4 protein-coding genes are annotated in these 23,255 nt (G+C 42.9%); all 4 read left to right on the top strand.

Going from position 1 to position 23,255, the window contains the following annotated elements:
* Positions 1-136: 136 nt before the first annotated feature.
* The 4 genes from CL181_RS11270 to CL181_RS11255 all read left to right on the top strand — a co-directional run bounded on the left by CL181_RS11270 (position 137) and on the right by CL181_RS11255 (position 23,133).
* Positions 137-16,855, top strand: coding sequence for an SdrD B-like domain-containing protein (locus tag CL181_RS11270; RefSeq protein ID WP_097299411.1), 16,719 nt, complete (start codon positions 137-139; stop codon positions 16,853-16,855).
* 434 nt (positions 16,856-17,289) lie between these two features.
* A complete protein-coding gene (locus tag CL181_RS11265; RefSeq protein ID WP_097299410.1) occupies positions 17,290-19,398 on the top strand; it encodes a carbohydrate binding domain-containing protein in 2,109 nt (702 codons plus the stop codon).
* 170 nt (positions 19,399-19,568) lie between these two features.
* Positions 19,569-20,843, top strand: coding sequence for a glycosyltransferase family 4 protein (locus CL181_RS11260; RefSeq protein WP_097299409.1), 1,275 nt, complete (start codon positions 19,569-19,571; stop codon positions 20,841-20,843).
* A 238-nt stretch (positions 20,844-21,081) separates the two neighbouring features.
* On the top strand, positions 21,082-23,133 hold the full coding sequence (locus CL181_RS11255; protein ID WP_176505184.1) for a VCBS repeat-containing protein: 2,052 nt from the start codon (positions 21,082-21,084) through the stop codon (positions 23,131-23,133).
* The last annotated feature ends 122 nt before the right edge of the window (positions 23,134-23,255 follow it).

Genomic DNA, 23,255 nt, shown 5'->3' with positions numbered 1-23,255 from the left:
ACAATACCACATCACAATGATGATTATAATAATTAATATTTTATTTTTTAACAGCGATATATTTATATCATTTGAGGGGTTTGTATGATTCGGTTGGTTTAGATAAGAACCAAATTATAAAAAAACTGGTGAAGTTATGTTCAAAAAGTTAGGAAGGAAATCAATATTATTGTTAGGATTTTTAATTATAGCTGCCGTTATATTTATCTCTGTATCAGCAAGCGGAGATTCGGCCACAGTGACCGGAGTATCATCGGCCACAGCCAATGGAACCTATACAACAGGCCAGACAATAGCGATAACCATAACCTTCAGTGAACCAGTAAACTTAACCGGTTATCCAGAAATCCAGCTTGAGACAGGCACAACCGATCAACAGGCCATATATTCCAGCGGTAATGGCACTGATACACTTATCTTCAACTATACCGTCCAGGCAGGAGATGCCTCAAACGAACTTGATTATGTCGCAACAGGCTCACTCACAACGAATGGCGGAACGATCAAAAATAGTTCGGGCATCGATGCGATTCTCATTTTGCCCGCTCCAGGTACATCAGGTTCGCTGGGTGCAAACACTGATTTTGTGATAGATGCAGTAGCACCAACAGTTGAACTTATATCTGGAACCACCAACCCAACCAACGGCCTGATCTCAGTAACTGCAACTTTCAATGAGTCAGTTACAGGCTTTGATTCAGCAGATATTTTAGTAACAAACGGTAGTGTAGAGAACTTTGGTGGATCAGGAACAACTTATACTTTTGATGTAAATCCAACCGACGGTACAGGTATCACAGTAACGATCGGTGTTCCAGCCGGCTCAGCCCAGGATGCAGCAACCAACAACAATACAGCCTCAAATACGCTATCATATACTTCAGATACAGTTTCTCCGACAGTAATTCTCTCCTCCTCAACCTCGAATCCGACCAACGGCCTGATCTCAGTAACTGCAACTTTCAATGAATCGGTTACAGGATTCATAGCAACAGACGTCACAGTTACAAACGGTACTGTAAATAATTTTGCAGGCTCAGGAACAGTTTACACTTTTAACGTGACTCCAACAGGTGGAGCAAACATCGCAGTAACGATCGATGTTCCAGCCGGTGTTGCCCAGGATGCAGCAACCAACAGCAATACAGCATCAAATACGCTATCATATACATCGAATACAGTTACACCGTCAGTAATTCTCTCCTCCTCAACCCCGAATCCAACCAACAGCCTGGTCTCAGTAACCGCAACGTTCAGTGAATCAGTTACAGGCTTTGATTCATCTGAAATTTTGGTAACCAACGGTACAGTAAATAACTTTGCAGGATCAGGAGCAATTTATACTTTTAACGTGACTCCAACAAATGGAGCAAACATTGCAGTAACGATCGATGTTCCAGCCGGTGCAGCCCAGGATACAGCAGGGAACAGCAATACCGTATCCAATGCGCTATCATATAACTCAGATACAGTATCTCCAACAGCAGTTCTCTCTTCCTCAACCCCAAATCCAACCAATGGCCTTATCTCAGTAACCGCAACGTTCAGTGAATCAGTTACAGGATTCACATCAGGAAACGTCACAGTTACAAACGGTACTGTAGAGAACTTTGGTGGATCAGGAACGAGTTACACCTTTGATGTAAATCCAACTGACGGTGCAGGTATCACAGTAATGATCAACGTTCCAGCCGGCTCAGCCCAGGATACAGCAGGGAACAGCAATACCGCATCCAATACCCTGACATATACTTCAGATACTGTTGCACCCTCAGTAACGGAAGTCTCGTCAACCACAGCCAATGGAACATACAGCTCAGGCAAGACGATCGCTGTCACAGTAAAATTCACAAAATCGGTAACAGTAACCGGTACACCACAGATCCAGCTTGAAACAGGCTCAACAGATAGACAGGCCACCTATTCCAGCGGTTCAGGAACCAACACTCTAACCTTCAATTATGTTGTCCAGTCAGAAGATATTTCAAGCGATCTGGATTATGTTTCAACCACTGCATTCACCCTGAACGGAGGAACGATCAATGACAGTGCTAACAACGCTGCCGTCCTGACTCTTGCCCCCCCCGGCACAGCAGGATCACTGGGTGCGAATAAGGCCATCGTGATCTATACGCAGCTTATTATCTCGGATGATTTCAGTGCTCCTTCACTTAACACATCACTCTGGACATTTATTAATCCACGATATGATGCAAACTTTACAATGGTAGGTACTGGAACCAAGAATGCATTGTTAAACATCTCGATTCCTTCAGGTTTAGAACATGATGTTTGGAGTACCAACAATGCACCCAGAATCATGCAAAATGTTAGTAATATAGATTTTGAGGTCGAGGTTAAGTTCCAATCCCAGGTGAACAAAATGTATCAAAGCCAGGGAGTGATTATCCAGGAGAATATCAATAAATACATAAGACTTGATATTTTCTATGATGGATATGATACAAGGAAGTTCGCTGCAACTTTTTCTAATGGAAATCCAATAGTCATAACAAACAACATAATTAATGATCCTCCCGTATTCCTTTATATGCGTGTTAAAAGGGAAGGGGACCAATGGACGATGAACTATTCTTCAGATGGAAAGAACTGGACTACAGGCACTGCATTCTCGTATTCATTGAATGTAACATCAATAGGGCCATTTGTGGGGAATGCTGGCAGCAGGTATGTAATACCGCCTGCCCATAACGGTTTAATTGATTATTTCTTTAATACGAACAACCCTATAATACCTGAAGATGAAACGAAATTAAATATTTCAGGTTATAAGCTCAATGCCAGCGATGACAGAGGTATTTCTGGCTGGAATATTACATTAACCAACGATTCAACGACAATAATCACATCAACTAATAACGAGGGCTTCTATCAGTTTACGAACCTTGTAAACGGGACATACACCGTCTTTGAAGAAGAGCGATCAGGATGGAAGAATATTTCGGTTAGATCCCAGGAGATCAATGTTACAGACCAGGATATAACGAATGTCAACTTCACGAACAGACCGATAGTTAAAACATATATAATTTCAGGTTACAAGATCAATCAAAGTGATGGCACTGGAATCTCTGGCTGGAATATAACACTGACAAAGGGGTCAAACCTGACAACCAGGTCCACAAACGCGAACGGTTATTATGAATTCACTGATATTATTGACGGTACATACACAATTTCTGAAGAATTGAAGATAGGATGGACTAATGTTTCTCAGTTATCCCGGAATATCACGGTTTTTGGCCAGGACTATACAGGCGTGAACTTCACGAACAAGCCAATATCAACATTCAAGGTCTCAGGTTACAAGCTCAATGCCAGCGACGGAAGAGGAATCTTAGGCTGGAATATCACGATAAAGAATGATCATGGTCAAATAAGCAATTTCACTGATGAGAATGGCTATTACGAATTCGCGAATGTTGCAAGGGGTACCTACACAATATTTGAAGAACTGGAATCTGAATGGACCAATGTTACCCCGGCATCAAAGGAAATAACGTTAGACAGGGACATAAGCGAGAACTTTACGAATAAACCACTGGTTATTGTCTCGGATGATTTCAGTGCTCAAGAACTGAATACCGGGCTCTGGACCATTGTTGATCCACGAAATGATTCAGATATTTCCATAATAGGTACCGGTACCAAAAATGCATCATTATCCATTTCGGTTCCCGATACATCACAGCATGAATTTAAGATCGGAAACTATGATGCTCCACGGATTATGCAGAAAGCAAGTAACAAGGATTTTGAAATAGAGGTCAAATTCCAGTCCGAAATGACATCAGTGAACCAGATGGAAGGAGTAATTATCCAGCAGGATAACAATAAATCAATCAGGTTTAATTTTGAACGGGATTATTTCAGTACAAATATAATGGCGATCACTTTTGACAATGAATCGTATAATGTAATGTCGATGAATTCAATCAGTGGCTCTCCAGCACCCCTTTATATGCGTATTAAGAGGGCAGGCGACCAGTGGACAATGAACTATTCCACAGACGGTATGAACTGGACTACAGGCGCTATATTCTCGTATGTATTAAAAGTGACATCTATTGGACCCTTTGTTGGGCAAAGCGGTTCAGGCTACTTCCCACCTGAATATACAGGTAAAATCGATTATTTCTTCAATACGGAATCAATAATAGTCCCTGAAGATCCAACGAAATTCAACCTGACAGGCTATAAGATCAATGCCAGCGATGGCAGCGGGATCCCTGGCTGGAACATCACAATAACTAATGGCTCAATCCAGACAAATAAGTCCACGGGATCGGATGGTTTCTATGAATTCAAGGAACTTGTTGAAGGTACATACACAGTATTTGAAGAACAGCGATCAGGATGGACGAATGTTTCACCTGTATCTCTGGAGATCAAAGGTATAGACCAGGACATACTTTCGAATTTCACGAACAGGCCAAGAGTTTATACCTACAATCTCTCAGGTTACAAGATCAATGCCAGTGACAATACTGGACTCCAGGGCTGGAACATCACGGTAACTAATGGCTCAGCAACAATAAAAACATCAACTGATAATACAGGTTATTATGAATTCACCGACCTTGTAAATGGTACATACAATGTAACTGAAGAAGAAAGACCAGGATGGATAAATGTCACGCCCCTGACCCAGGAAATCACTATCGATGGCAAGGATAATCAGAGCGTGAACTTCAGGAACCAGCCAAGAGTTTATACCTACAATCTCTCAGGTTACAAGATCAATGCCAATGACAATACTGGACTCCAGGGCTGGAACATCACGATAACTAACGGCTCAGCAACAATAAAAACAACAACTAATAATACAGGTTATTATGAATTCACCGATCTTTTGAATGGTACATACACTATATCCGAAGAACTTAAGCCGGAATGGTTAAATGTCACTCCATTATCCCTGGATCGCACGATCCTGGGCAGCAATGTACAGAACGTTAACTTCATGAATAAACCTCTCGAAATTATCTCAGATGATTTCAGTGATGAAACGCTTAACACATCGCTCTGGACATTTATCAATCCAAGAAATGATGCAACCCTTAATATGGCGGGTTCAGGTACCAAAGATGCATTGTTGAACATCTCGATTCCTTCGGGTTTAGACCATGATGTCTGGTCCGGAAACAGGGCTCCAAGGATCATGCAGAACGCTCCTAACAAGGATTTTGAGATCGAAATCAAGTTCCAGTCAATCTTGAACAAGAAATACCAGAGTGAGGGCATTATAGTAGAGCAGGACAGCCTTAATTATATCAGGTTTGATTTTGAAAGTGATGGGACTTATACAAAAATATTCGCAGCCACTTTTGCTAATGGTGCAGGGACACCCAGGTCAATGATTATTATTAACAGTAGTTCATCAAGTCCGGTTAATCTGGCTATGCGTGTGAAAAGGGTAGGCAATCAATGGTCAATGAACTATTCAAGAGATGGGATAAACTGGAACCCAGGTATTAATTTTGTTTATACATTGAAAGTGACATCAGTAGGACTCTTTGTAGGTAATGCCGGACTCCCGGCACCTGCACATACCGGTCTTATAGATTATTTCTTCAATACGAACTCTCCGAAAGCACCTGAAGATCCATCGAAATTCAGCATTTCAGGTTATATTATTAATGCAAGCGATGGCAGGGGAATCCCTGGATGGAATGTTACAGCGAAGAGTGACGCGATACAAACAACAGTCTCAACTAACGATACAGGATTCTATAATTTCCCGTACCTTTTAAATGGCACATACACTATATTTGAAGAACTGCAACCAGAATGGGTTAATCTTACTCCATTATCCCGGGAAGTCACAATTGATGGCCAGGGTGTAACGAACTTTAACTTCATAAATAAACCTCTGGTTATTGTTTCTGATGATTTTAGTTCTCCATCTCTTAAATCTCCGCTATGGACAGTTATCAATCCGCTAAATGATTCAACAATTTCCATTATAGGTACCGGTACTAAAAATGCGTCATTATCTATTTCGGTTCCCGATACGTCACAGCATGAATTTAAGGATGGCAACCTCAATGCACCAAGGGTTATGCAGAATGCAAGTAACGAGGATTTTGAGATTGAGGTCAAATTCCAGTCTCAAATGACAACAATGAACCAGATGGAAGGGGTAATTATCCAGCAGGATAATAATAAATCAATCAGGTTTAATTTTGAACAGGATTTATTGAATACAAATATAATAGCGCTCACTAATGACAACGAATCATTTGAAGTGAAGTCGACGACTTCAATCAGTGGCTCTCCTGTTCCCCTTTATATGCGGATCAAAAGAGCAGGCGATCAGTGGACAATGAACTATTCCACAGACGGTATGAACTGGACTACAGGCGCTACGTTCTCGTATGTATTAAAAGTAACATCGGTTGGACCTTTTGTGGGACAATCTGGCTTACCATACTTCCCGCCTGCATATACCGGTCAAATCGATTATTTCTTCAATACGGAATCAATTATAATCCCTGAAGATCCAACGAAATTCAACCTTACAGGTTATAAGATCAATGCCAGCGATGGCACAGGGATACCTGGCTGGAACATCACAATAACTAATGGCTCACTCCAGACAAATAAGTCCACCGGATCGAATGGTTTCTATGAATTTAATGACCTTGTTGAAGGTACATACACAGTATTTGAAGAACAGCGATCAGGATGGAACAATGTTTCACCCAGATTATGGGAAATCAAAGGTATAGACCAGGACATACTTCAGAATTTCACGAACAGGCCAAGCGTTAATACTTACAAAATCTCAGGTTACAAGATCAATGCCAGTGACAATACTGGGATCCAGGGCTGGAATATCACGGTAACTAATGGCTCAACACCAATAAAAACATCAACTGACGCCACTGGTTATTTCGAATTCACAGACCTTGTAAATGGTACATACAATGTAACTGAAGAAGAACTACCGGATTGGATAAATGTCACGCCCCTGACCCAGAAAATCACTATTGATGGCAGGGATAATCTGAGCGTGAACTTCAGGAACCAGCCAAGAGTTTATACCTACAGGCTCTCAGGTTACATCACCAATGCCAATGACAATACCGGACTCCAGGGCTGGAACATCACAATAACTAATGGCTCAACGCCGATTAAAACAACAACTGACGCCACTGGTTATTATGAATTCACAGACCTTTTGAATGGTACATACACTATATCCGAAGAACTTAAGCCGGAATGGCTCAACGTCACTCCATTATCCCTGAATCGCATGATCCTGGGCAGCAATGTACAGAACGTTAACTTCATGAATAAACCTCTCGAAATTATTTCAGATGATTTCAGTGATGGAACGTTTAACACATCGCTCTGGACATTTATCAATCCAAGAAATGATGCAACCCTTGCTAAGGTAGGTCCAGGTACCAAAGATGCATTGTTAAAAATCTCGATTCCTTCGGGTTTAGATCATGACATCTGGTATGGAAATAATGCTCCAAGGATCATGCAGAACGCTCCTGACAAGGATTTTGAGATCGAAATCAAGTTCCAGTCAGTCTTGAATAAGACTTACCAGAGTGAGGGCGTTATCATACAGCAGGACAGCAAAAATTTCATAAGGTTTGATTTTGAAAGTGATGTGACTAATTTAAAAATATTCGCAGCCACTTTTGCTAATGGGAAAGGTACGCCAAAGACAATGTTTACTATTAACAAAACTTCTCCAAACCCGATTAACCTGACCATGCGTGTAAAAAGGATAGGCAACCAGTGGATGATGAACTATTCAAAAGATGGATCCAACTGGACAGCGGGCTACAATTTCGCATATATATTGAAGGTGACTTCAGTAGGAGCCTTTATAGGCAATGCTGGAACCCCGGCACCTGCCCATATAGGTCTTATAGATTATTTCTTTAATACAAACTCTCCCCTCATTCCTGAAGACGCTCCATTGCCGGGTACAAAATTCAATGTATCAGGTTTCAAGATCAATGCCAGCGATAACGCCGGTCTGTCTGGCTGGAATATCACTATATCGAATTCCACGATGCTGATTGGCAGCACGTTAACTGATATTGACGGTTCCTACAAGTTCACGAACATCACAAAAGGCACATATACGGTTAGTGAAGAAATAAAACCCGAATGGATGAATGTCACTCCACTCTCCCGGGAGATCATAGTTAATTATGATGACATTTACAATGTTAATTTCACAAACAGGCCAATAATTCATACCTATAACCTCTCAGGTTACAAGATCAATGCCAGTGACAATACTGGTATTGCTGGCTGGAACATCACGATAACCAATGGCTCAACACCAATAAGAACGTCAACTAATAGTACAGGTTATTATGAATTCAAAGACCTTGTAAATGGTACATACAATGTAACCGAAGAAGAGAGACCCGGATGGAGGAATATCACCTCCCTGATCCAGGAAATCACTATCGATGGCAAGGATAATCTGAGTGTGAACTTCAGGAACCAGCCAATAATTTATACATATAATGTCTCAGGTTACAAGATCAATGGAGACGCTGGAACTGCAATTTCTGGCTGGAATATCTCAATATCCAATGGATCGATGACAATAAACACGTCAACTAATAATGAGGGCTTCTACAGGTTTACAGATCTTATAAATGGCACTTATAACGTAACTGAAGAAAATCGTAAAGGCTGGAAGAATCTCACAGATTTAACCCGGAAGATAACGATTTCAGGCGGAGATATCTTAAACCAGAACTTCATAAATAAACCACTGGGTATTGTATCGGATGATTTCAGTAATCCAGGCCAGGATCCCTCGCTATGGACAAAGATCGATCCGCAAAATGATTCATCATTCAGGATTGATGGCATTGGTACATCAGATGTATTATTTAACATCACCATACCTGCGGGTAAAGCGCATGATGTTTGGATTTTGAACAATGCTTCAAGGATTATGCAGTATGTCAATGTCAATGATTTCGAAGTCGAGGTTATGTTCAAATCCGTTCTAAACAAGAAATACCAGACCCAGGGGATCATCATCGAGCAGGATAAAGACAACTACATTCGATTTGATTTCTTTAGCGATGGTACAACTATAAATGCATTTGCAGCTAATTTCACTAACGGATCAGCATCGATGAGAGTGAACACCCCAATTGGTGCGGTTCAGAGTAGCGCTATCCCTCTATACATGAATATAAAACGAGTAGGAAATGAATGGACACAGAAATATTCCTACGATCGTATAAACTGGACAAAATCCGTAAGCTTTAACCTTTCATTAACAGTGACTTCCATAGGTCCATTTATAGCGAATTCAGGACCTACTCCGCCAGCTTTCACCGGTCTAATTGATTATTTCTTCAATGCCGATTCACCTGTTATCCCTGAAGATGCATTAAGATCCAATGTATCAGGATTCAATATCGAGGATAATAACGACAATGGCATATGGGATGCAGGTGAAGTAGGGATACCTGACTGGAATATATCTCTATTCAACAATAATACCGGTGTAGAGATCGCCAGTATGAAGACCGACCCTTCAGGTAAATATGCATTCTATAACCTCATAAATGGGACATATAAAGTGAAGGAAGAAACGAAGGCCGGGTACTTTGCAACGAACAGCACATCATTTGTGTTCACCGTAGCAGGCAAAGATATAGACAATATCAACTTCACAAATTCTGCTCCGAAGCAATTAAATATTTCCGGATTCAAGATCGAAGATAAGAACGAAAATGGTATCTGGGATGCAGGTGAAGTCGGATTACCGAACTGGAAGATCTCCCTGTTCAATAACTCTACAGGTGTAAAGATAGCTGAAACAACGACAAACTTCTCAGGTCAATATGTGTTCTATAACCTTTCAAGGGATACATATAGAGTGACAGAAGAAACAAAGCCCGGGTACATTGCCAGTAACAGCACATCTCTTGTTGTTTCTGTTTCAAATAAAGACATAAACAACCTCAACTTTACAAATTACTTAACACCAAAATATAATGTTTCCGGGTTCATGATAGAAGATAAGAACGAAAATGGTATATGGGATGCCGGTGAACCGGGCATATCAAACTGGAATATCTACCTTTTAAATAATACTACAGGTTTAATGATAAACAACACGAAGACAGATTCTTCAGGCCGATATATATTCTATAACCTTTTAAGAGGCACATATATAATAACAGGAGAAACAAATCCTGATTACAATGCAACTAACAGCACTTCTATCGTGATCAACATATCCAGAAATGACATAAACAACCTGAACTTTACAAATTTCCTGCCGCAAAATGCACCCGGCATCACTACACAACCGGTCGATATGAATGTAAAATTGAAGAAAACAGCAACCTTCAATGTAGTAGCTACCGGAACAAAGCCCCTCTCATATCAGTGGAAGAAGAACGGTGTGAACATTGGTACGAACAGTCCATCCTACACAACCCCACCAACAACAATGGCAGATAATGGAGCTACTTACAGCGTTACAGTAACAAATTCCCTGGGAACGGCCACCAGTAATTCATCAAAGCTTACTGTCAGGAACATCATTTCTGATGATTTCAATGTCTTCCCCCTGGATTCCTCGAACTGGACTTCCGTCAATCCACTGGGTGATGCGACAATTACCATAACAGGCGCGGGTTCAGGAAATGCATCGTTGAACATCAACTTACCTGCCGGTACTTTACATGATGCATGGACAACGAACACTGCCCCGCGTGTAATGCAGACCGCAGACAACACGGATTTCCAGATCGAGGCGAAATTCGAGTCTGTAATGACATCGGCGACACAGATACAGGGAATAATCGTAGAACAAGACAGCAGCAACTATATCAGGTTTGATTTCATTAGATCTTCTGCAACTGCAACAAAAATCTATGCTGCAAGTTTTGCATCCGGATCCGCTACCCAGCGAATAAACAACCTGATAACCTCAAGCAATACCCTGTACCTCCGGATTAACAGGACAGCGAACCAGTGGAAACAGTATTACTCATACGATGGGAACAACTGGACTCTTGCCGCGAATTTCAATCATGTATTGACGGTGAACACTGTAGGGCCATACGCAGGTAATGCGGGAAATCCGGCGCCTGCATTTAACGCTAAGATCGATTATTTCTTCAATTCATCATCTCCTGTGGTACCTGAAGACAATACGGATCATAATCCTCCCAACATTTCCCTCTGGTATGGAAATCCGCAGAGCTTTGGACAAATTGGCGTCCCCCAGCAGTGGGTGAACATTCTTGGCAACGCTAATGACGAATCCGGGGTTGTCTCAATGAATTATTCCCTGAACGGGGGAAGTGCCCGGCCTCTTACAGTAGGGCCTGATGGCATGCGTCTCCAGTCCAGGGGTGATTTCAATATTGAGATCAACAGCATAGACCTCTTGTGTGGAAACAATCAGATAGAAATCAAAGCGGCTGATGGCGCAGGAAACGTGAAGAACGAATCGATGACGGTCCAGTATTCCTGTAACAACTCCTGGCCGAGAACGTACTCAATCAACTGGAGTGATGTTACCAATATCCAGGATGTAGCCCAGATTGTTGATGGAAAATGGACTCTAGAAACTAACAGTATCCGTTCCCCCATTGGCTATGACCGTTTGGTCGCAATTGGTAATATGACATGGGACGACTATGAGATCACAACTCCGATCACTCTTAACTCTCCCTTGATTACCAATCCTATGGGAAATTTTATCGGTTTCACTGTGAGATGGAAGGGTCATTATGATTGGAACAGTAAGCAGCCCAGAAACGGCTGGTGGCCACTGGGAGCCTTAGCAGGCTATTCATATGTCGGATCAAATAATTATAGGCTGCAAATCCAGGGGAATGGTGGTAGTATAATTGCAGATGATACAAGTGGAAAGAAACTTACAGTCGGTGTTCCCTATATCTTCAAGATGAGAGCGCAGACAGTTGGTTTAAATTCAATTTATTCCCTTAAGGTATGGGAACAAGGCACATTTGAGCCTTCTGAGTGGACTATCAGCGGTTCCGGAATTCCGGGTGAATTGAAAAATGGTTCTGTTGTGCTTATGGTTCATAATGCAGACGTAAGCATAGGAAATGTTAGTATCAAACCCGGGCCGTTTGATATTGATACCACACCACCAGCCATAAGTAATGTTGTTTCTATGCCGGATGTGTCCTCGGCAATTATCAGGTGGAATACGGATGAGTCAGCAACAAGCAACGTTTCCTATGGGCAAAGCATAGCTTATGAGAATGGCAGTATTGTTGATGGAACATTAACGACGTCTCATGCGATTACCCTGACGGGTCTGACAGCTGGGACGCAGTATCACTATCAGATCAATTCCACAGATACAGCAGGTAATTCCGCCAATACGGCAGACCTGAGTTTTACGACTCTGGTGACCCAGCCAGGCATTAAATCGGATGATTTCAATGCTCCCTCCCTGAACACATCGCTATGGACCGTAGTTAATCCACAGGGTGATGCGACATTTGCCATCATAGGGAATGGGACTTCTGATTCATTGTTATCTATTACCCTGCCGGCTGGCCTATCACATAGTGCATGGTTACAAAATACGGCACCGAGAATCATGCAACCAACCTCAAATAAGGATTTTGAGATAGAGGTGAAGTTCCAGTCCCCGACATCAGATTTACAGACCCAGGGATTGATTGTAGAGCAGGATAGCAACAACTATCTGCGGTTTGATTTTGTCAGGGAAGCAACAAGAACGAGACTATTTGCAGCAAGCATTATCGGCGGGTCTGCAAAGATTAAAACTGATATCCAGATTAATTCAAATAATCCGATATTCTTACGGGTAAAAAGGACAGGTGACCAGTGGCTGCAATCATATTCATATGATGGTGTGAACTGGATCTTTGCACCCGGCTTCAGCCAGGCATTGACTGTGACCTCAGTAGGGCCTTATTTTGCGAATACGGGGAACGCCGTTACGGGTCTTGTCGATTATTTCTTTGATACCTCTTCTCCTGTTGTTCCTGAAGATACACCGCTGCCAGCAATCATAACAATGCAGCCTGTAAATAGTACTGTATTAAATGGATCGGCGGCGACATTCAGTGTCGCAGCAGGTGGAACCCCGCCATTGAGTTATCAATGGAAGAAGAATGGTGTGGACATAATAAATGCAACCGGTTCTTCGTACACAACTCCTGCTGTCTACCTGCCAGATAACGGCACAAAGTTCAGTGTTGTAGTGTCAAACGGTTATGGAAGCGTGACAAGCGATGAGGTAACACTGTCAGTAATTGAAGCTGGTTCACAGTGGTGGGATGCACAGCGCAATTTCCGCATACCTGTGACAGTTAATGCTACACAGTACGAACGATCTGAAAAACCAGTTGAAGTGAGCGTGGACTTTACCAACATGCTTAACATACTTGGACAGGCTGGCACCTTTGATGAGAATTCGTTAAGAGTTGTTGAAACAGATAGCTTGGGCGTGGTGTTGAGCTCTACGGTCCCATTCCAGTTCGATAAAGACCCTGACTTCGATTCAGCTACAAAAGCGACCGGAACTATCGTCTTCATCATGACTGGCAAGACACAGGCAAACGCTAACAGGTATTACCAGGTTTACTTTGGTCTGACAGGCACACCTTATTCCACTCTGTCTGTGACTCCACAGGTTACACTTACCGATAATGTCTCTGATGAAGGGCAGTTAAGCTATCGGATAGGAGCAGCCGGCAGCACTTACTACTTCCAGAAACAGGCAGGCGGTTTATCGAGTCTTGTGGATGCATCAAATAATGACTGGATCAATTTCCATCCGACTCCCTGGACCAGTGCAGGAGGGGGATACCGCGGCATTCCCAATGTTTATGCTAATGGGATTTTCCATCCGGGCTGGACAACCGGTACAAGCAGTATAGTCTCACAGGGACCGCTAAAGATCAGAGTAAGGTCAGTCACAAATAATGGACTATGGGAAAGTCTCTGGGACTTCTATCCCGGATATGCTACAAATACCATAGTAAAAGCAGGCGGCACCTACTGGTGGCTCTACGAAGGTACTCCCGGCGGGTCGTTAGATCAAAATACAGATTTCATGGTCAGATCTGATAATAGGAAGACCATGCTCTCTGTGAGAACAAATGATGATATTCCCACAGACGAATGGGTTTATTTCAGTGATCCGAATGTGAATCGCTCCCTGTTCGTTTCGCACCATGAGGATGATTCATTAATTGATGAATACCATCCGATGACGGATACCGGAGGTTCAATGGTAGTCTTTGGTTTCGGCAGGACTTATTCCCAGACTGCAACTATTTCGCCACAATCCGGTCCACAGCATTTCACAATGGGTCTTATGGACGGAACAGAGTTTACACCAGGCTCGAAGACCGTTTACTCAGCATATAAGGATCTGAGTATTACGACAGGCATGGTAGAACAATTTGACAGTGTAAGCCCACCAATCATTGTAACGCAGCCTGCAGATAGTCTGGTTACACTGGGAAAAACAGCAACATTCAGTGTCGGTGCCATAGGTCAATTACCTCTGTCTTACCAGTGGAAGAAGAATGGAGCAGACATCCCGGATGCGATAGGCGCATCATATACTACGCCTCCCACGGCCCAATCAGACAATGGGGCGCTATATTCGGTCATAGTGACAAACGATAAAGGAAGCGTTGCCAGCAACCAGGCAACCCTGAGGATCGGGGCATCGTCCAATAACAGCCAGCTGATTATAATGGATGTAAACTATACCCACAATAATTATACGATGGCGTTCTCATACTTTGGTAAACCCAATGTACCGGATAACCTGGTTTCGCCAATAAATTATGCGGGGGGAACAATCTATTCAAGGCTTCAGGTAACCACTAAACCAAGCACGAAAATTGTGAATTATCAGATGTGTATGTTCCAGGATAAAATTGTAGAAGAAAAGCATGCCTGTACAAATTTCGTGAAGTTCAACCGCACAGGTACCTATTATGCCAGTCAGTCAATGACATCATTGTATCAATATTACAATATCTCATGGGACAGGAAACTTCTTGACCAGATGCTTGTTGTTAAAGATTTAACTGGCTGGCCGGTAGATACCCGATACGGATTTGACGGAAATTGGAGCGGCTGGCCTAACCTGTATCTCTATTATCCGATGCAGGTGCGATATACTGCCATAATAGTACCGCCTGGCGGCGGACAGCCGGTGTGGGACAATCCTCCGGTTATTACGACCCAACCCGTAAATCAGACAGTAACTATAGGGTCGAGTGCCACATTCAGTGTTGTAGCATCAGGACAAGCGCCGTTATACTACCAGTGGCAGAAAAATGGCGTAAATATCAATGGTGAGCACAACCAGACCTATACGACTCCACCGACGACATCGACAGATAATGGTTCCAGATACCGTGTCATAGTGACCAATGAATTCGGCAGCGTTCCAAGCAATGAAGCGGTGCTTACAATTCCAGTGGATTTAACACCCCCGGCGGTTATCGGGAATTCGCCCTCAGGAACAGGTGTTCCTTATACAACGAAGATAAGTGTTACCTTCAGCAAAGCGATGAATAAATCCTCAGCTGAGTCAGCGTTCTCCGTTATTCCTGATATTTCAGGAGGGACTTTCAGCTGGAGCGGGAACAATATGACCTATACCCCGGCTTTGAGCCTTGGATTCAACACAACTTACAATGTCACGATCGGAACTGGTGCAAAGGACCTGTATGGCAATAATATGTCATCTCAATATCAATGGCAGTTCATTACAAAAGAAGAGGATCTAACATCCCCAGCGGTCATCGGGAATTCGCCCATCGGAACGGATGTTCCTGTGACCGCGCGGATAACAGTGAACTTCAGTGAAGAGATGAACCAGTCATCGGTAATATCATCATTCTCAACTAATCCGGCTACAAATGGAAGTTTCAGCTGGATAGGAAATAATATGACCTATACCCCGGTTTTGAACCTTTCATATAATACAACCTATTCTGTTGAAATTGGAACCGGCGCAAAGGACATGGCAAATAATATGCTACCTGTATATTCATGGCAGTTCACAACGATTCCGGATACATTCCAGCCCTGGGTGATCAGTAAAACGCCCGGTGGAACAAATGTTCCAGTCCTTTCCTCGATAAATGTAACCTTTAGCGAAGAGATGAATAAATCCTCAGCTGAGTCCGCGTTCTCCACATTCCCTGATACTTCAGGAGGGACTTTCAACTGGAGCGGCAACACTATGAAATATACGCCACCCACGAGCCTTTCCTACAATATGGTCTACAATGTAACAGTCGGGACAGGTGCAAAGGATATAGCTGGTAATAATATGGCGGCATCGGTTACCTGGCAGTTCACAACCGCATCCCTGCAGCCAAATCTGGTCAGCAATGGCGGATTTGAATCAGGAACCACATCATGGAGTTTCTACACGAACGGAGCATGGACTTACAGTGCAGCACCTCCAGGTTATGACGGAACTGGCAACGCATTAAAAATTGCTTTCACCACTATTGGTACGAATATGCAGACATACCAGAACGGAAGAACTCTGGAACCGAATACTCGCTATCGGCTGAGTTTTGCAGGATATTCAACTGTGGGACATGATGTGACTGTTAATTTGCTTAAGGACGTTTCACCATATACCAACTATGGTTTATCCAAAACGTTTAATCTTAATAACAGCTGGCAGTCCTTCACCACTGAATTTACCACAAGCGGTTTCTCCGGGACGGTGAAAGATGGAAGAATACGGTTCTGGTTTGTAAGCTTTGCAGCAAAAGGAGAGACTTATTACTTCGATGACATCCGGTTGGAAAAGGTAACCTGATACTGTGTGAACTGTAAACTACCCGGGGCTGGAAGCCCTGGTGTTTATGGTTCTTTGTTTTTCTCAATCAGGATAGAACTGAGTTTACACAGAGTTCAAAGACTGTTTACTCAGCATATCGTGTTTAATGATTAAAATTTGTAAGAGTTAAGGGTACGGAATGTGGATGTATGGACAGCTCTGAAATATTAAGAATCATTCTTTAAAGACTTATCTCATGGAAATATAGCCTATAAGACCGGAATATCAAGCATAGAATTCAGGTTATTTCCTGAATATTAAAATAAAATGATCTTAGTGCATTAGATTAATAAATATGACTCACTAAACTTTAAAAACGTCACATAATCCAGAAAAATTGTCGAAATATTTAATATATAATAATGTTGAACTATCGATTATCTTTGATAAGATAAATAGGAAGAGGATAGAAAATGCTAAAGAAAAATGAAGGGTCATATATACTGGAAACGGGAATTTTACGAATAAACCTGGAATGGATAAAAAAGTATCTCGGATTTCTATGTATTTTAATACTGACAATACCGGGTATATCTTCTGCCGCGTCGACCAGCATTCTCGTAAATCCGGGATTTGAGTCAGGCACCTCTCCCTGGATTTTCTATACCAATGGAGCAGGAAAATTCTTGAATAACGCTCCTGGCATCGTGGGTACTTACGCAGGCCATGTAACGATATCCTCACCAGGGACAAATGTCCAGTTATATCAGAAAGGCCTGGTGCTTAGTCCCAACACTAAATACACCCTGAGCTTTAAGGCGTATTCGAACACAGGCCATGATCTTTCTATTTCGCTTCTGAAGCACGGCTCTCCCTATACAAAATATGGTTTGTCAAATTATGTAGTTAACCTTGGAACTTCATGGAGCCAATACTCAATTCAGTTTACTACAACTGGTTTTTCCACAACAGTGAGCGATGGCCGCCTGATGTTCTGGCTGGCACCATACGATGCCGCATCTGATCAGTATTACCTTGATGATGTTGTTCTTACGAAAGTTTCCGTGGATACGCAAGTATCACCGACAATTGTTACTCAACCAGCCAGCAAGACAATTACAGTGGGACAGACTGCTATATTCAGTGTTGCAGCCACGGGCACAGCGCCGTTGACGTATCAGTGGCAGAAGAATGGAACAAATATCCCTGGTGCGACAGGCGCATCGTACACAACTCCTGCAATAACGCTTTCTGATAACGGAGCTCGATTTCGGGTACTGGTATCTAATGCATGGGGCAGTGTAAACAGCAATGAGGCAACACTGACTGTCAGTTATATACCTGCGCTTTCGATTATTTCTAATCCGGGATTTGAGTTGGGTACCTCTCCATGGGTCTTCTATACTAATGGTGCAGGCACGCTGTTGAACAATGCGCCAGGTTTTGGGAGCCCGCATGCAGGTCACATTACAATTTCCCAGCAAGGAACTAATGTCCAGTTATATCAGAAAGGCCTGGTGCTTAGTCCCAACACTAAATACACCCTGAGCTTTAAGGCATATTCGAACACAGGCCATGATCTTTCAATTTCACTTATGAAGCACATCTCCCCCTATACCAGTTATGGATTATCGAACTATGTGGTTAACCTTGGAACTTCATGGACTGAATACTCAGTTCAGTTTACTACAACTGGTTTTTCAACAGCAGTGAGGGATGGCCGCCTGATGTTCATGCTGGCACCGTACGATGCCGCTTCTGATCAGTATTACTTTGATGATGTTGTTCTCACGAAAGTTTCCCAGGCTACTCAAGTACCACCCACAATTGTTACTCAACCGGCCAGCAAGACAATTACAGTGGGACAGACTGCTATATTCAGCGTTGCAGCCACGGGCACAGCGCCGTTGACGTATCAGTGGCAGAAGAATGGAACAAATATCCCTGGTGCGACAGGCGCATCGTACACAACCCCTTCCGCGACTCTATCATATAATGGGGCAGCATACAGGGTCATAGTGACAAACGCAAAGGGAAGCGTTACCAGCAATCAGGCAATCCTGACTGTTAGAGCATCATCCAATACCAACCAGCTTGTTATAATTGATGAATACTATACCCACAATACGATTACGAGGGCATTCTCGTTCTTCGGAGTTTCCAATGTCCCGAGTAATCTTGTTTCCCCTGTAAATTATGCAGGAGGAACAATCTATTCGAGGCTTCAGGTAATCACTAAACCAAGCACGAAAATTGTAAATTATCAGATGTGTTTATTCCAGGATCAACTTGTAGCAGCAAAGCATGCCTGTACAAATTACCAGAAGTTCAACAGCACAGGTACCTATTATGCCAGTCAGCCAATGACATCATTGTATCAGTATAACAAGATCGTCTGGAGCAGGCAGCTTCTTGAACGGATGCTCGTTGTTAAGGATAAATATGGCATGCCGGTAGATAATCGATATAGACCTCCTTTTGGGCCATTTGATGGCGAAAACTTTAATCTATATTATCCGATGAAGGTACGGTATACTGCTATAATAGTGCCACCTAATGGCGGGCAACCAGTATGGCCTTAAGTTTGAATTATATCATGGAATTTAAACTTGTACTGGAATGTATATCCCTGAGCTATCCTGAAGGTGCTTCAGGATAAATCGGAAAGTACTGCATTCACAGATATCTATATAAGATAGTCTATATATAAGAACGGGGTAGTTCACTAAAAACAGGAAAAACAGTTGATAGAATGAAAATAGCAATTATCAATCAACCTATCGGCCAGATGTTTCCACCATCTTCACGAGGTTCGATTGAGATAATAACATACGAGCTTGCACGCAGACTGGCTGGTTCCCATAATGTCATTGTTTATTCACCCGGACCAGGCATCCGGAAGAAAGAAAAATGGGAAGATAAAATTGAATATTTACAAATACCTACTTATTTTGATAGGAAGTTCCTGCTGAAAGTTATTTCTCCTTTTTCAAAGTTTCGTCCGGTTAAACAACCTGTGTTCGTATCCAGGTTGTATTATCTTGGATATATTTTGCAGGTAGCAAACGACCTGAGGACCCAAAAATATGATATTGTCCACATCTACAATTTTTCCCAGTTTATTCCAATAATCCGTGCTTTAAATCCTGAACTCAAGATTGTCTTGCATATGGAATGTGATTGGATGGCGCAACTTGATAAAAGCGTTATTGAAAAAAGGCTTAGTAAGGCCAATTTAGTACTTGGCTGTAGTGATTTCATTACTGAAAATATCCGATGCCGTTTTCCTCAATTTACCAGCCGATGCCAGACAGTCTATAATGGTGCTGATATTAACAATTTCTCAATAAAATATGGTAATAACCCGACGAAAAACAATGATATTAAAAAATTGTTGTTTGTGGGCAGGATTTCGCCAGAAAAAGGTGTACATGTACTATTAGAGGCTCTTAAGAAAGTTGTAGAAAAATTTCCAAAAATACAACTTGATGTAGTTGGTCCGGATGCCGAAACACCCTTTGAATTCATCGTTCGTGTAGAGGATGATGAAAAAGTATCTAAATTGGCATTATTTTATGATAACAGTTCTGGCAGCAGTTATTTCACCAAACTTCGGGAGAAACTGCCCGGAGATCTGGCAAATCATGTAAATTTCCCGGGCAATATTCCACAATCACAATTAGGAGCTTATTATCTAAACGCTGATATATTTATATTTCCTTCGGTATGGGATGAGCCTTTTGGAATGCCCATTATTGAAGCTATGGCGTGTGAGATTCCAGTAGTTACGACGCGCGGAGGAGGAATAACCGAAATTGTAGAAGAGGGTAAGACTGGATTATTGGTTGAAAGAGATGATGCCGATGGTTTAGCCGGAGCAATCTTAAAGCTTATTTCAGATGATGAATTGAGGGAGAAGATGGGAAAGGCAGGTCGACAAAGGGTGATTGAAATTTTTTCATGGGACAGGGTAGTTGAGAATTTATTACATAATTATGAAAAAATTTTGAAGGATCATCAGATATAGATATAATATGTCAAAAAAGGGGGTATTCAGGTATTTTATCGCATCACTTATTCTTTTAAGTGTAATATTTTCTGGGTGCGTGAACAAGACTCCTGCTCAAAAGCCCGGATCGACCGCGACATTATTCCAGCATGTCATCATTGACAGTGCCGATGTTGGTGCCGATTTAAAAGGTGTGGGCGATCTTAATGGTGATGGCTATCCGGATATCATCGTTGCAGACAACAGCGGCACACCATTGCAATGGTATGAATGGCCTTCATGGACAAAGCATATAATCGATAACCGTTCTGTGTTCACAACAGATATGCAAGTTGCATCAATCATCGGAGATGGTATATTGGATATAATCATTCCCGATTATATTAACGGCCAAATTCTCTGGTATGAAAATCCTGTGCGCACGGGTGATAATCCGAATGGTACCTGGACAATGCACGTCATCGGCTTCTCCAGAGCGCATGATGTAGAAGCAGGAGATGTTAACGGTGATGGTAAAATTGACGTTGTAGTGCGGCCTCACGATGGTAAGCATATTCTTTACTTGCAGAATAATCCATTATCCTGGACTCGCATAGATATCACAACATCTACAAACGGTGAAGGAACGGCTCTTGGTGATATTGATGCTGATGGAGATTTAGACATTTTAGGAAATGGATACTGGCTTGAATCTCCGGAAGATCCAACGAATCCTAAATGGATTATGCATACTATAAGCAATAATTGGCCCACCCGTGTAAAAAATAAAGTCGCAGACATTAACAAAGATGGCCGGTTAGATGTATTAATCGCGAACTCGGAGAGCACAGGGCGCCTGGTCTGGTATGAGGCTCCGACCAGCCCTGGAGACGCCGGCGCCACATGGATCGAGCACGTGATCGAACCTTCGGTCGACTACGTGCATGGCATTCTGGTTGCCGATTTCGATAACGATGGCGATCCGGACGTGGCATTTTCCGAGATGCAGCAGTCTGCTCGCAAGCGTGCGGGCATATATTGGAATCCTGGGAACGGCACTTCCTGGTCTCTAAAGATACTTGCAACCACCGGATCCCATAATATCCGTATGGGCGACATTGACAGGGATGGCGATATGGACATCGTGGGAGCAAACTACGAAGACACCTCGCCTGTCGAACTGTGGAGAAATCTGCTGAGTAACGGATCAATACTTTCGCTGGATCGCTGGTCATACATTCAGCTGGCGAACAACAACATGCGTACATTCGGACTGGACTTTGGCGATATCGACCGGGACGGCAAGACCGACGCAGTCTCTGGTCCATACTGGTATCGTAATCCTGGCGGGAAGATGACGGATGCGTGGATAAGATCAGGCATGTTCCCCAACGGTATTCATGCAATACTGGTAGTTGACGTAGATGGCGACAATTTCACCGATGTAATCGGGCAGAAGACGGAAGGAACCAATCCGGGCATCTTCTGGTTAGAGGCAAACACTCCTTCTGGTACTACCTTTACCGCTCGCCGGGTGGCAAGCCTTCCGGCAGCCAGTCATCCTGAAGGGTCGCAGGGGTACAAGACTGCCCAAATCGAAAAGGGAGAACGGCCCGAAATCCTGATATCGACCCGGAGTGCATCTGGCCGTGGCATCTATTATCTGCGAATCCCATCGACCAACCCGGAATCTGGAAACTGGACAAATGTCCTGGTTAACAGTAATCCTTCCGACGAAGGATTTGGGATTGACGATATTGATGGTGACGGCAACCTGGATATAGCTGCGACCACAGGTGATACAAAGCGGGTTGAGTGGTATAAGAACCCCGGGAACAAAGCCTCAAACTGGACTGCATTCGTAGCTGGTTACTTCCCTGAGGCAATTTTCCCGGATCGCCTGGAAGTTGCCGACCTGGACGGAGATGGAAAACCGGATATCGTTGCGACCGAAGAGAACGGACTGACCGGCGGGGCAGAAACGTTCTGGTGGAAGCAGCCGGCGAACCCGATGACCTCGAATTGGACACGTTCGCTCATCATTTCGCAGGGCTCGACCAATAACCTTGGCGTTGCCGACCTGGACCAGGATGGAGACAGGGATGTCATTCTGGCTGAGCACAAGGGAACGTTGAACCTCTCGATCTGGGTCAATGACGGAACAGGACTTTTCAAGGAGCGATTGGTGTCGAGCGGGAAGGAGAGCCACCTGGGGGCCCGGACAGTAGATCTGGACGGGGATGGCGACCTCGACATTGTGAGCATAGCCTGGGATGCGCCTCAATTCATTCATCTCTGGAGAAACGATGCGATCGTGGCTGAACAATAAAGAATTTGCTGTAAAATTATAATTTAGCGGATGTAATAATTTCCAAACATTTATATGCAGGAAATTCATAACCAACAATTAGTACATCATACAAAATGGTGTTGTAACGTGGTATACAAATT

The organism is Candidatus Methanoperedens sp. BLZ2, assembly GCF_002487355.1.
GTDB lineage: Archaea > Halobacteriota > Methanosarcinia > Methanosarcinales > Methanoperedenaceae > Methanoperedens.
Note: the sequence above shows the minus strand (reverse complement) of the source record. Positions and strands in the feature narration are given on the sequence as shown.